Raw genomic sequence first — 13,504 nt, forward strand, 5'->3', positions numbered from 1 at the left:
CGGCGCACGACGCGGCCGACAGCCGCGCCGATGCTCGCGCCCACGACGAGCAGCGCGACGGCCGTGAGCACGAGCAGGGGCCCTCTCGGCCCGCTCTCGGGCACGGTGCGCGCCACGAGCGGCAGCACCCACGGGGCGGCGAGGGCTCCGAGCACCAGACCACACACCGAGCCGAGCACGGCGAACAGCCCCGCGCCGAGCCCTGTCGCGACCGACCCGATCAGCAGCACGGCGATCAGCAGGTCGACGACGTTCGGCGTCATGCCCGGGCTCCGGTCACTTCACCAGCGGGAAGAGTATGGTCTCGCGGATGCCGAGACCGGTGATGGCCATCAGCAGGCGGTCGATGCCCATGCCCATGCCGCCGGACGGCGGCATGCCGTGCTCGAGCGCGCGCAGGAACTCGTCGTCTACGGGCATCGCCTCGACATCGCCGCGGGCGGCGAGCTTCGCCTGCTCGACGAAGCGCTCGCGCTGGATGACCGGGTCGACCAGCTCGGAGTACCCGGTGGCGAGCTCGAAGCCGCGCACGTACAGGTCCCACTTCTCGACGACGCCCGGGATCGAGCGGTGCTCGCGCACGAGAGGCGAGGTGTCGACCGGGAAGTCCATCACGAAGGTCGGGCGGGTGAGGTCGACCTTCACGAAGTGCTCCCAGAGCTCTTCGATCAGCTTGCCGTGCGTGGGGTGCGGCGGGATGTCGACGCCGTTCGCCTCGGCGAAGGCGATGAGGTCGGCCACATCGTCCTGCGGGGTGAACTCGCGCCCTGCTGCAGCCGACAGCGAGCCGTACATCGAGATGCGGTCCCACTCGCCGCCGAGGTCGTACTCGGTGCCGTCGGCCCAGGTGACGGTGGTGGAGCCGGCGACGGCGACCGCCGCGTTCTGGATGAGCTCCTGGGTGAGGTCGGCGATGCCGTTGTAGTCGCTGTACGCCTGGTACGCCTCGAGCATCGCGAACTCGGGGCTGTGCGTCGAGTCGGCGCCCTCGTTGCGGAAGTTGCGGTTGATCTCGTAGACCCGCTCGATGCCGCCGACGACGGCGCGCTTCAGGTACAGCTCGGGGGCGATGCGCAGGTACAGCTCGGTGTCGAACGCGTTCGAGTGGGTGATGAACGGGCGCGCAGAGGCTCCGCCGTGCTGCACCTGCAGCATCGGGGTCTCGACCTCGAGGAACTCGTGCGAGGTGAACGTCGCACGCAGGCTGGCGTTCACGGCGGCGCGGGCGCGCACGGTCGTGCGGGCCTGGTCGCGCACGATGAGGTCGAGGAAGCGGCTGCGCACGCGGCCCTCCTCGCTGAGCTCGGAGTACGCGTTCGGCAGCGGCAGGATCGCCTTCGACGCGATCTGCCAGGCATCGGCCATGATCGACAGCTCTCCGCGCCGGCTGGAGATGACCTCGCCGCGCACGAAGACGTGGTCGCCGAGGTCGACGAGCGCCTTCCAGTCGGCCAGCGACTCCTCGCCCACGTTCGCCAGCGAGACCATGGCCTGGATGCGCGAGCCGTCGCCGGCCTGCAGCGTCGCGAAGCACAGCTTGCCGGTGTTGCGGCTGAACACCACACGGCCGGCGACGCCGGCGATGACCCCGGTCGCGGTGTCGGGCTCGAGCTCGCCGTACTCGGCGCGCAGCGCCGGGATGCTGTGCGTCACCGGCACCGACACGGGGAACGCGCCGCCACCGGCATCCACCCGCTTCTCGATCAGCCGCTCGCGCTTCGCAAGGCGAACCGCCTTCTGCTCGAAGACATCGTCTTCGAGCTCGGCGGATGCGGGGGGCGGCGCGGGCGCGTCAGTCATGGGTGGCTCCTTGGAAAGTCCCCTCGAGTCTACCGGCGCGCGCCCCGCGGCCCTGAGAGCTGTCGTCGGCTCCCGGGGTAGCCTCTCGACATGCGTGCTCAGCGAATTCCCGCCCTGCTCGATGCCCGGAGGGCGCTCGTCGCGCTTGCGCTCGCCGTGGGGCTGCTCGCCGCGCTGCTGCCCGTCGCCCCGGCCGCCGCCGAAGTGGACGACTTCTCGTACTCGTCGTGGGACGCACGCTACGACGTCTCGCTCGACGACGAGGGCCGCGCCTTCGCGCATGTCACCGAGACGCTGGTCGCCGAGTTCCCGCAGCACGATCAGAACAAGGGCATCATCCGCGGCTACCCGCAGCGCTACCTCGGTGCGGGACTCGACATCGACATCGTCTCGGTGACGGATGCCGAGGGGCGCGACGTGCCCTTCGAGGTCGAGACCGAAGACGACATGGTGTTGGTGCTCACCGGCACCGACGACTACGTGCACGGTTCGACGACATACGTGATCCGGTCGACCATGCGGGACTTCATGATGCACGGCACCGAGTCGGGCAACGACGAGTTCTACTGGAACCTGCTGCCGCTGAACAGCACGCAGGACATCGGGCGCTTCGACGCGGAGATCAACTTCGCCCCCGATCTCGCGGCCGCGGCCACCGGCGCCACCGCCTGCTACTCCGGCCTGCAGGGCGAGCGTCGCTCCTGCGACCTCGAGAAGACGCAGGACGACTCCACGTTCCGGGTGCGCTCCGGCGCCCGTGAGGCGGGCGACGGCGTGACGGTGGCCATCGGATTCGCCGCCGGCACGGTGGCTCAGCCCGCAGCACGAGAGCCCGATCCTGTGGCGGACTTCGCGCCGGTGGTCGCCGGCGGAGCGTCGCTGGTCACCGCCGCCGGAGCCTGGATCGCGGTCGCGGGCATGCGGCGTCGACGCCGCACCGCGACGGGCATCGTCATCGCGCAGTTCGACGTGCCCGCAGACGTACCTCCCCTCCTCGCCGCTCCGCTCATCGTGCGGGCACCGAACCCGGCGCCCGCCGAGATGGTGCACCTGGCGGTGCGGGGCGCCCTGCGCCTGGAGGACGACGGCGAGGATCATCCGACCCTGCGCCTGATCGACAGGACCCGGTCCGGGCATCCGCTGGACTCGGCCATGATCGATGCTCTCTTCCCCCGGAAGGCGACCGTCCGGCGCATCCCGAGCAAGGACGCGAAGTTCGCCGAGCGCATGCAGAAACTCGTCAAGAAGGGCGCAGCCGAAGCGAAGAGACGCGGCTGGCTCGCCTCCGAGCGCAGCCGCGCGGCGATGACGGTCGGCTGGGTGTCGATCGGGATGCTGGTGGTCACCCTCGCTCTGCTCATCTGGACAGCCTCGAAAGACCGCGACCTGCTGCCGCTGTCGGTCATCACCTTCATCCTCGCCGCCGTCGGCGTCGGATTCTCGGCGATCGTGGCGTTCAGCCGGCACACCGTGCTCACCCCGCAGGGCGCTGAGCAGGCCGAATACCTGCTGGGCGTGCGGGAGTTCATCCGGGTCGCCGAGACCGATCGGCTGCGCATGCTGCAATCGGTCGAGGGTGCCGACCGACGCTCCGACGGCTCGATCGACGTGATCCATCTGTACGAGAGGCTGCTGCCGTACGCGATGCTCTTCGGCGAGGAGCGCAGCTGGTCGAGGGTGCTGGAGACCACGTACGCCGACACCGGTCGCGACCCCGACTGGGTCAGCACCTACGTCGGCGTCTCGCTCGCATCGCGCCTGTCGAGCTACTCCAGCTCTATGAACACCGCAGCCACCTACACGCCCTCGAGTTCATCGTCCGGCGGGTCGACCGGGGGCGGGTTCTCGGGCGGCGGCGGAGGCGGCGGGTTCTCCGGCGGACGCTGACGGATGCTCTCGCACGCCGTTCAGAGCTCGGCGGGTGGAGAGAGCGGGTCGGATGCCGCGCGCAGCGCCTGCTCGACGGTCGAGCCGACCAGGGCCGAGAGATAGCCGCCGGGGTTGTCGATTCCCACACCCCGCAGCAGGCCCGTCGCCTGCTGCACGATCGAGCGGGAGAACTCGGATGCCGTGGCGATCGCCTCCGCGTACATCGGCCGATCCTCCTCGGAGATGACGACCGGCTCACAGCCCATCTCCACCGCCAGGGCCTGCGCGATCGGCAGCACGGCCGCGGGTGCGGTCACGGCGGCGAATGCGGCCTGCAGCTGCCGCAGATCGATCGTGGTGCCGGTGAACGAGATGGCCGGATGCACGGCGAGCGGGATGGCCCCGCGCTCCGCAGCCGGGCGCAGCACCTCGGTGCCGTACGCGGGGTCGGTGTGCAGCACGAGCTGGCCCATCTGCCAGCCGCCGAGCTCGGCGATGCCGCCGACCAGTCGGGGAAGCTCGTCGTGCGGCACGGCGACGATGACGAGCTCGCTGCGCCGGGTCACCTCGAGAGCGTCCAGCACGGGCACGCCGGGCAGGACGGCGGCCGCGCGGTCGTCATCCGAACCGGAGGTGATGCCGGTGATCGCGTGGCCGGCGCCGGCGAGCGCGGCTCCGATGATCGGTCCGACCCGCCCCGCGCCGATGATGCCGATACCCAGCCGTCCGTCTCGCGTCATCACTGCGCCCATCCTGGCGGCTGCGCTGGCCCATGATCGGTGCGCACCGCCTCGGCACCCGGCTGCACCGGTTCGTGCTCAGCGGGCACGGCCTCGGCACCCGGCTGTGCTGCTTCGCCGTGGGACGACACCGGATCGACGTGATGCTCGGCCCAGCGGTGCGTACGGTCGGCCGAAGCCGCGAGCGCGGCCGCCCGGCTGACTCCGTCGAGCAGCGCGATCGCGTCATCGCGCTCGAGACCCGACATGGTGCCCGTGACGGGACCGGCGACCGAGTGGATCTGCCCGTGCGAGACGCGCTGCAGCCGGTCGATCGGCCCCTGCGAGATCGACACGCTCTGCAACCGCGCGAGCGGGAACACCGAGAGACGTCGCCACAGGAACCCCCGGCGCACCAGTACCGTGTGCTCGGTGAGGCGGTACCCGTGCCGCTTCCACGACAGAGGGCGCCGCCAGGCGGCCCGCGCCGGAATCGTGCGGTACGGGTCGTCGGCCGCCGGACCCACGACGCCGTTCTCCCACAGCTCGGAGATCTCGGGTGGGATCATCCCGGGCAGCACCAGCGCGAGCACGCGTTCCACGTCGGCGCGGCGGCCGACCGGCAGCACAATGTTGAACTGCTGCGCGTTGCTGGAGGACTGCTGCGCGGCGCTCTTGCCCGTCATGCGGTTGATCTTCACCGTCCACCAGCCGAACGGGCGCCACAGCAGCGACTGCGACACCTCGACGGCGAAGATCCTTCCCGGCGGCAGGGTCTCGGTGATCGTCGTGAGCAGACCGAACGTGATGCGCACGCCGTCGGGCGTCGACGCGATCGAGTAGCGCAGGGATTTCGATATCTGGGCCCAGGTGATGCCGACCACGGCGATGATCAGCGGGATGCCCATGCCGAGGCTGAGCGCGAGGATCGCGAGCGCGATGTCGGCGGGGTTCTCTCCGTCAGCCGTCATGCCGAGGTACATCGCGATGATCGAGACGACGTAGATGGCGCCGAAGAACAGCACCCACAGCACCGCCGAGACGAGCTGTGATCCGATCAGCCGCCCGGCGGGGATCCTGACGACGCTCTCGGGTGCGATGTCGGCGAGGTCGACGCCCTCGATGAGTCCCGAGACTCCCGCGTTCATCGATCCGATCAGCGCCTCGCGAGCGGTCGCGGCAGGCGTCGCTCCGGATGCCACCATGCGGGCGCTGCGGGCGCCGGCCGCGAGCCGCAGGATGTCGGCGCGCACGGCCTCGGCGACCCCCGTCGACAGGTATTCGAGCGGCACGTTTGCGTCGTTGCCCGCGCCGACGACCTCGAGCTTCGCCAGCCCGATCAGGCGCGCGGGGAACGGACGGGTGAGGTTGACGCCCTGCACACGGTCGAGCGGGGCACGCCGGTGCGACCGGAACAGCAGCCCCTTGCGCATCTCGACATGCTCGCCCGTGATGCGGAACTGCTGGAAGCGCCAGAGGAACCAGAAGACGGTGATGAGCAGCACGACCAGCCCGAGCACGGCGAGCAGGGCCAGCAGCACCAGGTTGTTCTCGAGCACCCAGTCGACGGGGTCGCCCCCGCTGGTGCGGAAGCCCGAGTCTGGGGCGAAGAGCCGCACGACCCAGTCGATCAGCTTGTCGCGCATGTTGGTGATGATGATGCCCGCCACGACCAGCAGCGTGAGGCCGCCCTTGAACAGGGGGGTGAGCGGATGCATCCGGTGCCAGTCGCCGTCGGCGAGCGACGATGATCCGCCCGGCGGCAGTCCGCCCGGCGGCACAGGGCCGGGCGCGGTGGCGGGGTGCTCGGGGGTGCTCACAGACCGGTCCGTCGGGTCTCGGCGACCTCGATGAGGGCATCGCGCAGCGCCTCGGCCGCGGCCTGCGTGAGCCCGGGGATCTGCACGCCGGTGGCGGCAGCGGCGGTGACCATCTTCAGCTGCGAGAGCCCGAAGACACGGTCGAGCGGACCCTGCGTGATGTCGACGAGCTGCATGCGCCCGTAGGGTACGGCCACCATCCGCTGCCACAGGATGCCGCGGCGGAAGACGATGTCGTCGGCGCGCATCATGTAGCCGAGCGCCCTGGCCTGCCGGGGCAGGATGGCGAGCGTGATGAGGTCGATCGCGATGACGGTGCCGGCGGGGATCCAGACCCACGTCATGTCGAGCGCGAAGGCGGCGACCGCCGCGGCGATCGCGACGATGAGGATGATGATCGCGTTCTGCACGAACTGCGACGTCACGTAACGCGGCGAGATCTGATGCCACGTGCCGTCGAGCGCGAGGGCGCCGCTGCCGCGCGGGGTGCGGATGCCCGAGTACGTCCCCTCGTCGAGCACGTCGGCCGCCGCGGGAGCGGGTGGCGTCAGGCTCGGTTCACGAGGCGGGGTCGTCTGGCTGTCGCTCATCAGGATCCTTCGGCAGGGTGCAGAACTGTTCCGCGATGAGGGCCGCCCCGACCAGCAGCGCTGCGCAGATGATGAGGGCGATCATCGCCACCACCGACCCTACCGGCGCCGGCACCGGGCGGGTGGAGAGGAAGAGCAGCAGGCCGGCTCCGAAACCGAGCATGATCGCACCGAGCAGGCTCGACGCGCGTGCGAGCGTCGCGGCGCGCAGCGCGCGGAACGGATCGATCCGCCGGCCGCCGCGGGTGCTGCGTCGTACCGGCAGGGCAAGCAGCAGCACGGCGACGGCGAGGAGCGCGAGCAGCACCGGCAGGAAGCCCGACGGCGTGAAGGTGGCGCGGCCGGTGACGGTGAGCATGTGGTCGAAGGCGAAGCCCGCGCCGGTCGCCAGCAGCGCGAGCACGAGCAGCGACGCTGCGGAAGTGCGCTTCATCGATCGTCCGATGAGCGCAGCCTGCGCACCAGCTCGTCGACGCGTCCCGCTCCGGGGAGCACGGCGTCGGGGTCGATGCTGAGCCAGGGATCGAGCACGAAGAGTCGCTCGGCGGCCCGCGGATGCGGCACCTGCAGATGCTCGGCGTCGCTGGTGAAGTCGCCGTACGCGATGAGGTCGAGATCGAGCGTGCGGTCACCCCATCGCGCCCGTCGCACCCGGCCCTGCTCCTCCTCGACCGCATGCAGCATGCCGAGCAGCACCTGCGGCGCGAGACGGGTGGTCATCAGCGCGACGGCGTTGAGATACGGAGGTGCGTCGGGGTCGGGACCGTCGAGTTTCACCGCCACCGTCTCGATGGGCTCCGACATCACGAGCTCGTCGACCAGCGGCAGACGGCGCAGCCGCTCAGCCGCAGCGCGCAGCATGTCCCCGCGGTCGCCCTCGTTGGAGCCGAGTGCGATCACCGCGACCTGCGGCTCGCGCCCTGGCCGCGGGTCGGGCAGGTCGGAGAGGTGGGTGAGACGTCGATCCATCATCGCCTCCCCCGCCGGATGGTGACCGACACATCGGCGAACGTCTGCTCGATCGGCGCGTGCGGCTTGTGCACGGTGACCGTGACGTTCTGCACCCGTGGGTCGTCCAGCGTCGCATCGGCGATGCGCTGAGCGAGGGTCTCGATGAGGTTCACCGGTTCGCCGGCGACGATCCCCGCGATCCTGTCCGCCAGCTCGCCGTAGTGCACGGTGTCGGCCACGTCGTCCGACGCGGCCGCCGCCGTGAGCGACAGCTGCAGCGTGAGATCGATCGTGAACTCCTGGCCCTGCCGGCGCTCGAAGTCGAACACGCCGTGATACCCGAACACGGTCAGTCCGGTGAGGGTGATCTCGTCGAGCTCGTTCATGTCAGACTCCATCCCACGCGGTCGCCACGGCGAGGGCATCGCGGGTCGCGCCCACGTCGTGCACCCGCACCGCCCACGCTCCCGCCCGGGCGGCGAGCGCGCTCGTCACCGCCGTCGCGAGGTCACGGCGCGACTGGTCGGCCTCCCCGTCGAGGGTCTCGGCGAGGAAGCGCTTGCGCGACGTGCCGATCAGCACGCGGTGTCCGAGCCCGACGATCTCGTCCAGCCCGCGCAGCACGTCCCAGTTCTGCTCCCCCGACTTCGCGAAGCCGATGCCCGGGTCGAGGATGACGCGCGACGGGGCGATTCCGGCGACGGCCGCCGCGGTGACGCGCGCGCGCAGCTCGGATGCGACCTCGCGGGCGATCCGCGCGTACTGCGCGCGGGCGTACATGTCGGCCGACGGCCCGCGCCAGTGACCGATGGCGATGTCGGCATCCAGATCGGCGACCGTCGCGAGCATCCCCTCGTCGGCGAGTCCGCCCGAGACGTCGTTCACGATGCGGGATCCTGCGCGCACGGCCGCCGCGGCGGTGTCGGCGTTGAGGGTGTCGATCGATGTCGGGATGCCGTCGGCGGTGAGCGCCTCGATCACCGGAAGCACTCGCCGCTGCTCCTCGACAAGGCCGATGCGCTCTGCGCCGGGCCGGGTGGACTCGCCGCCGACGTCGATCATGGTCGCGCCGAGCGCCCGCATGGTGCGGGCGCGGGCGATGGCGATGTCGAGCTCGACATACCGGCCGCCGTCGCTGAACGAGTCGGGGGTGATGTTCAGGATGCCCCAGATGCCCGTCATCCGTGACCCCCGCCAACCTGGGCCCCTGAGCCTGCCGAAGGGCCGCCGATCAAGGCGATGAGCTCTGATCGGGCCGCAGGCTCGACGAACTCACCACGCGCCGCGATGGTCACCGTGGTGGCGAGCGGCTGCCGGCCGCCGCGCATCGTCACGCAGCCGTGCGAGGCGTCGAGCACGACCAGCACGCCCCGGGTGTCGAGGTTGTCGGCGATGGCATCCGCCACCTGCTCGCCCAGCCGCTCCTGCACCTGCGGGCGTGTGGCGAGCGTCTCGACGACCTTCACCAGCGCCCCCAGCCCGACCACCTGCTCGCCCGGCAGGTAGGCGATGTGCGCGACGCCGGCGAAGGGCAGCAGGTGATGCTCGCAGACCGAGCGGAAGCGGATGTCGCGCAGCAGCACCGCACCGGAGGGCAGGGTGTCGGGCGCAGGCCCGCGCGCGACGCTGATGGTGCGCGCGAGGTGCATCGCCGGATCCTCGCCGACGCCGGCGAAGAACTCGGAGTACAGCTCGGCCATGCGACTCGGGGTCTGCGTGAGCCCGGGACGATCGGGATCCTCCCCGATCGCCTCGAGCAGTTCGCGGGTGAGCCGCTCGATGCGCGCCCTGTCGACGCTCACGTCACGCCGTCGCCGGTCGGGCCTGCCCGCCGGTCGCCGGCGCGCTCGCGGTGCGGGCCGAGTCGGTCGGATGCACGTTCTGCGCGGCCACGCCCTCCTCCACGCGACGGGGCACCGCGATGGGGGGCAGCGTCGACACCGGGCGCTCCTCGCTCGAGAGCCACTGCGGACGCTCGGGGAGCTTGCGCACCTCGGTGAAGATCTCGGCGATCTGGTTGTGGTCGAGGGTCTCCTCCTCGAGCAGCGCCAGGGCCAGGCGGTCGAGGATGTCGCGGTTCTCGCTGATCACCTGGTACGCCTCGTTGTGCGCCTGCTCGATCAGCGCGCGCACCTCGGCGTCGACGCGCTCGGCGACCGTCTCGGAGTACTCGCGTCCGCGGCCCATGTCACGACCGGCGAACGGCTCGCCGCCCTCGGATCCGAGCTTGACCGGGCCGAGCTGCGTGGTCATGCCGTACTCGATGACCATCTTGCGGGCGATGCTGGTCGCCTTCTCGATGTCGTTCGAGGCACCGGTGGTGGGGTCGTGGAAGACGAGCTCCTCGGCGACACGGCCACCCATGGCGTAGGTCAGCTGGTCCTGCAGTTCGTTGCGGGTGACGGAGTACTTGTCGTCGAGCGGCATGACCATCGTGTAGCCGAGCGCCTTGCCGCGCGGCAGGATGGTGATCTTCGTGACCGGGTCGGTGTAGTTCATCGCCGCCGCGGCGAGGGCGTGACCGCCCTCGTGATACGCGGTGATGAGCTTCTCCTTGTCCTTCATCACCCGGGTGCGTCGCTGGGGACCTGCGATCACTCGGTCGATCGCCTCGTCGAGCGCGCGGTTGTCGATCAGCTGCGCGTTCGAGCGGGCGGTCAGCAGAGCGGCCTCGTTGAGGACGTTCGCGAGGTCGGCGCCCGTGAAGCCCGGGGTCTTCCGCGCGACGACCTCGAGGTCGACCGACTGGGAGAGCGGCTTGCCCTTGGCGTGCACCTCGAGGATCTGCTGGCGGCCCTTCATGTCGGGCGCATCGACGCCGATCTGGCGGTCGAAGCGTCCGGGACGCAGCAGGGCGGGGTCGAGGATGTCGGGGCGGTTCGTCGCCGCGATCACGATGACGTTCGCGTTCGGGTCGAACCCGTCCATCTCGACGAGCATCTGGTTGAGCGTCTGCTCGCGCTCGTCGTTGCCGCCGCCCATGCCGGCACCGCGGTGACGTCCGACGGCGTCGATCTCGTCGATGAAGATGATGGCGGGCGCGTTCTCCTTCGCCTGCGTGAACAGGTCGCGCACGCGGGAGGCTCCCACGCCGACGAACATCTCGACGAAGTCCGATCCGGAGATCGAGTAGAACGGCGCTCCGGCCTCACCCGCGACGGCACGGGCCAGCAGCGTCTTGCCGGTGCCGGGAGGGCCGTACAGCAGCACGCCCTTCGGGATGCGGGCACCGATGGCCTGGAACTTGGCCGGATCCTGCAGGAACTCCTTGATCTCGTGCAGCTCCTCGATGGCTTCTTCCGCACCGGCGACGTCGCCGAAGGTGACCGTCGGGGTCTCCTTGTTGACGAGCTTCGCCTTGGACTTGCCGAACTGCATGACCTTGCTGCCGCCGCCCTGCATCGACGAGAGCAGCCACCAGAACAGCAGACCCAGCAGCACGAGTGGCAGCAGGAGCGAGATGAAGCCGTCGAACCACGTCGCGCGCGGCACGACGTCGGTCACGTCCTTCGCCTTGATGTCGGCGCTGTCGATGGCCTTCACGACCTGGTCGGCACGCGCCTCGACGTAGTAGAACTGCACGTTCTTGGCGCCCTCGAACTCCTTCGAGAGCGTCAGGTCGACCCGCTGGTCGCCGTCGGTGTTGACGACCTTCGTCACCGTGTCGCCCTCGAGCAGCTGGAGACCCTGCTGCACGGTCACCTGCGCAGGTGCCGAGAGGTTCGAGATCAGCAGGAAACCGGCGAAGAGCAGCACGCCGATCAACGCGATGTAGATCAGCGGATTGCGGGAGACCTTCTTGACGTCCATGATGCGTTCAGCGTACCGCTCGGCGCTCAGGCGTCCGCTGAACGTTCACCACGGGCGTACCGCACCCCCTGGGTCCCTGAGCCCGCCCCCTGGGTCCCTGAGCCTGCCGAAGGGACTTGAGTCCACCCGGTGTCAGCTGTAGACGTGCGGCGCCAGCACGGCGACATCGCGCAGGTTGCGGTAGCTTTCGGCGTAGTCGAGTCCATAGCCGACCACGAACTCGTTCGGGATGTCGAAACCGACGTACCGGCAGTCGATCTGCACCTTCGCCGCCTCGGGCTTGCGAAGCATCGCGAGCACCTCGATCGACTCCGCACCGCGCGACTCGAAGTTCTCGAGCAGCCAGCTGAGCGTCAGACCCGAGTCGATGATGTCCTCGACGATGAGCACGTGCTTGCCGTGCAGGTCGGTGTCGAGGTCCTTGCGGATCTGCACCACGCCACTGGACTTGGTGCTCGCGCCGTAGCTCGACACGGCCATCCAGTCCATCGAGGCGTCCATCGGCAGCGCCCGCGAGAAGTCGGCCATCACCATGACCGCGCCCTTGAGCACGCCGACCAGGACGAGATCCTTGCCGGCGTAATCCTCGGCGACCCGGGCTGCGAGTTCATCGAGCTTCGCGAGGATCTCCTCCTCGGTGACGAGGATCTGGCTGAGGTCGTCCTGGATGTCGGCAGCGCGCATGGATCGATCTTAGGTCGATCCACGTGCCCTTCCCCACTACTGTGAGCGGTGAAGCGGGGCATCCGTCCTGCGCGGAGGGAAGACATGAACGTCGATGAGATCCTGAATCAGGTGCCGATCGATGACATCGCGAAGCGCTTCGGCGTCAGCCCCGATGTGGCGCGGCAGGCGGTGCAGGAGGGCGGGGCGACGCTGCTCGGCGGCTTGGCGAAGAACGCCGAGAGCGGCGAGGGCTCCGCAGCGATCGAGAAGGCGCTGAACCGGCACGGGGGTTTCCCCGGCGCCTCGACGGTCGACGACGTCGATCAGGCCGATGGCGAGAAGATCGTGAAGCACGTCTTCGGCGAGCGCAAGGGCGAGGTCGCGGAGACGCTCAACAAGAGCGAGAAGACGGCGAGCGGCATCGACTTCGGCAAGCTGCTGCCCATCCTCGCGCCGATCATCATGGGCATCATCGCCAACCGCAGTAAGGGCGGCTCGAGTGGCGGCGGCGGTCTGGGCGACATCCTGGGCGGTCTGCTCGGCGGCGACCGCAGCGCGGCGGGCTCGTCCGGCGGCGGGCTCGGCGGCCTGGGAGACATCCTGGGCGGACTGTTCGGCGGCAGGAAGTAGTCGCTATCGGGCGCTGAAGACGATCTGCCCGCCGGCCCGGCGCGCGGTGCAGGCAGGCAGGTCGATCGGCCCCTGACCCGACCACTCGGTCACCAGGCGGGCCACCTCGAGCGTCTGCGTCCGCGTCAGGCTCACCCCGAACTCGCTGTCGACGACGAGACGGATGATGCGGTTGCGCAGCGCCGCCGGGTTCGCGGCGAGCGCCGCGACGCTCACGGCGATACCCGCCTCGGCGTGCTCGACGAGGTCCTCGATGGTTTCGTGGATCATCTTGTCGAACGCCTCGGCATCCTCCCGCAGCTGCTCAGCGGTGCGCGCGAGCGCCTCGGCGATGCCGGGGCCGAGCTCCGCCTCCAGCACCGGCAGCACGCGCTCGCGGGTGCGGACGCGGGCGTAGCGGATGTCGAGGTTGTGCGGGTCGTCCCAGACCTCGATCCCGGATGCCTCGCAGAAGCGTCGCGTGATCTCCCGGCGCACGCCGAGCAGCGGCCGGATCCACAGCATCCCGTCGTCTCCCGCGCGAACCGGCGCCATTCCCTGCAGGCTCGCCGCCCCCGACCCTCGCGCGAGGCCGAGCAGCACGGTCTCGGCCTGGTCGTCGAGCGTGTGCCCGAGAAGCACGGCGGTCGCGTCGTGCTCGGCCGCGCAT

14 protein-coding genes and 1 pseudogene are annotated in these 13,504 nt (G+C 70.1%); 2 read left to right on the plus strand and 13 right to left on the minus strand.

Annotated features, from left to right (window positions below):
* Window positions 1-263 (minus strand): annotated as a pseudogene (locus tag RT309_RS09350) (serine protease); the annotation flags it as partial.
* A 13-nt stretch (window positions 264-276) separates the two neighbouring features.
* The gene (gene lysS / locus RT309_RS09355) at window positions 277-1,800 is read right to left on the minus strand and encodes a lysine--tRNA ligase (RefSeq protein WP_313356601.1); all 1,524 of its coding nucleotides are present in this window, start codon (window positions 1,798-1,800) and stop codon (window positions 277-279) included.
* A 90-nt stretch (window positions 1,801-1,890) separates the two neighbouring features.
* Between lysS and RT309_RS09360 the strand changes: the two genes are divergently transcribed.
* The gene (locus RT309_RS09360; protein WP_313356602.1) at window positions 1,891-3,687 is read left to right on the plus strand and encodes a DUF2207 domain-containing protein; all 1,797 of its coding nucleotides are present in this window, start codon (window positions 1,891-1,893) and stop codon (window positions 3,685-3,687) included.
* Between the two features lie 20 nt (window positions 3,688-3,707).
* Here the strand turns inward: RT309_RS09360 and RT309_RS09365 are convergent, their stop codons facing one another.
* The 10 genes from RT309_RS09365 to hpt all read right to left on the minus strand — a co-directional run bounded on the left by RT309_RS09365 (window position 3,708) and on the right by hpt (window position 12,243).
* Window positions 3,708-4,409 carry a DUF2520 domain-containing protein gene (locus RT309_RS09365; protein ID WP_313356614.1) on the minus strand — a complete coding sequence of 234 codons (702 nt, stop codon included), beginning with the start codon at window positions 4,407-4,409 and terminating at the stop codon, window positions 3,708-3,710.
* Window positions 4,409-6,208, minus strand: a complete 1,800-nt coding sequence (locus tag RT309_RS09370; protein ID WP_313356603.1) for a PH domain-containing protein — start codon at window positions 6,206-6,208, stop codon at window positions 4,409-4,411. Before RT309_RS09370 ends, RT309_RS09365 begins: the two co-directional genes overlap by 1 nt.
* Window positions 6,205-6,798, minus strand: coding sequence for a PH domain-containing protein (locus tag RT309_RS09375; protein ID WP_313356604.1), 594 nt, complete (start codon window positions 6,796-6,798; stop codon window positions 6,205-6,207). Before RT309_RS09375 ends, RT309_RS09370 begins: the two co-directional genes overlap by 4 nt.
* The gene (locus RT309_RS09380) at window positions 6,767-7,231 is read right to left on the minus strand and encodes a DUF3180 domain-containing protein (RefSeq protein ID WP_313356605.1); all 465 of its coding nucleotides are present in this window, start codon (window positions 7,229-7,231) and stop codon (window positions 6,767-6,769) included. Before RT309_RS09380 ends, RT309_RS09375 begins: the two co-directional genes overlap by 32 nt.
* On the minus strand, window positions 7,228-7,767 hold the full coding sequence (gene folK / locus RT309_RS09385; RefSeq protein WP_313356606.1) for a 2-amino-4-hydroxy-6-hydroxymethyldihydropteridine diphosphokinase: 540 nt from the start codon (window positions 7,765-7,767) through the stop codon (window positions 7,228-7,230). Before folK ends, RT309_RS09380 begins: the two co-directional genes overlap by 4 nt.
* Window positions 7,767-8,135 carry a dihydroneopterin aldolase gene (folB, locus tag RT309_RS09390; protein ID WP_313356607.1) on the minus strand — a complete coding sequence of 123 codons (369 nt, stop codon included), beginning with the start codon at window positions 8,133-8,135 and terminating at the stop codon, window positions 7,767-7,769. Before folB ends, folK begins: the two co-directional genes overlap by 1 nt.
* Window position 8,136: 1 nt before the next feature.
* The gene (folP, locus tag RT309_RS09395) at window positions 8,137-8,931 is read right to left on the minus strand and encodes a dihydropteroate synthase (RefSeq protein WP_313356608.1); all 795 of its coding nucleotides are present in this window, start codon (window positions 8,929-8,931) and stop codon (window positions 8,137-8,139) included.
* The gene (gene folE, locus RT309_RS09400) at window positions 8,928-9,551 is read right to left on the minus strand and encodes a GTP cyclohydrolase I (RefSeq protein ID WP_313356609.1); all 624 of its coding nucleotides are present in this window, start codon (window positions 9,549-9,551) and stop codon (window positions 8,928-8,930) included. The genes folP and folE overlap by 4 nt, the downstream gene beginning before the upstream one ends.
* A gap of 1 nt (window position 9,552) precedes the next feature.
* Window positions 9,553-11,559 (minus strand): ATP-dependent zinc metalloprotease FtsH, encoded by a 2,007-nt coding sequence (gene ftsH, locus RT309_RS09405; RefSeq protein WP_313356610.1) that lies wholly within the window; start codon window positions 11,557-11,559, stop codon window positions 9,553-9,555.
* Window positions 11,560-11,691: 132 nt separating this feature from the next.
* Window positions 11,692-12,243, minus strand: coding sequence for a hypoxanthine phosphoribosyltransferase (gene hpt, locus RT309_RS09410; protein ID WP_313356611.1), 552 nt, complete (start codon window positions 12,241-12,243; stop codon window positions 11,692-11,694).
* Between the two features lie 84 nt (window positions 12,244-12,327).
* Between hpt and RT309_RS09415 the strand changes: the two genes are divergently transcribed.
* Window positions 12,328-12,855, plus strand: coding sequence for a DUF937 domain-containing protein (locus RT309_RS09415; RefSeq protein ID WP_313356612.1), 528 nt, complete (start codon window positions 12,328-12,330; stop codon window positions 12,853-12,855).
* Window positions 12,856-12,858: 3 nt separating this feature from the next.
* Here the strand turns inward: RT309_RS09415 and RT309_RS09420 are convergent.
* A partial coding sequence (locus RT309_RS09420) for an ATP-binding protein (protein WP_313356613.1) occupies window positions 12,859-13,504 on the minus strand: 646 nt, incomplete at its 5' end.

Source organism: Microbacterium sp. (assembly GCF_032084865.1).
Taxonomy (GTDB): domain Bacteria; phylum Actinomycetota; class Actinomycetes; order Actinomycetales; family Microbacteriaceae; genus Microbacterium.

Coding starts and splice junctions, on each gene's coding strand:
- lysS (WP_313356601.1), bottom strand. CDS start 1,800: ATGACTGACGCGCCCGCGCCGCCCCCCGCATCCGCCGAGCTCGAAGAC.
- RT309_RS09360 (WP_313356602.1), top strand. CDS start 1,891: ATGCGTGCTCAGCGAATTCCCGCCCTGCTCGATGCCCGGAGGGCGCTC.
- RT309_RS09365 (WP_313356614.1), bottom strand. CDS start 4,409: ATGACGCGAGACGGACGGCTGGGTATCGGCATCATCGGCGCGGGGCGG.
- RT309_RS09375 (WP_313356604.1), bottom strand. CDS start 6,798: ATGAGCGACAGCCAGACGACCCCGCCTCGTGAACCGAGCCTGACGCCA.
- RT309_RS09380 (WP_313356605.1), bottom strand. CDS start 7,231: ATGAAGCGCACTTCCGCAGCGTCGCTGCTCGTGCTCGCGCTGCTGGCG.
- folK (WP_313356606.1), bottom strand. CDS start 7,767: ATGGATCGACGTCTCACCCACCTCTCCGACCTGCCCGACCCGCGGCCA.
- folB (WP_313356607.1), bottom strand. CDS start 8,135: ATGAACGAGCTCGACGAGATCACCCTCACCGGACTGACCGTGTTCGGG.
- folP (WP_313356608.1), bottom strand. CDS start 8,931: ATGACGGGCATCTGGGGCATCCTGAACATCACCCCCGACTCGTTCAGC.
- ftsH (WP_313356610.1), bottom strand. CDS start 11,559: ATGGACGTCAAGAAGGTCTCCCGCAATCCGCTGATCTACATCGCGTTG.
- hpt (WP_313356611.1), bottom strand. CDS start 12,243: ATGCGCGCTGCCGACATCCAGGACGACCTCAGCCAGATCCTCGTCACC.
- RT309_RS09415 (WP_313356612.1), top strand. CDS start 12,328: ATGAACGTCGATGAGATCCTGAATCAGGTGCCGATCGATGACATCGCG.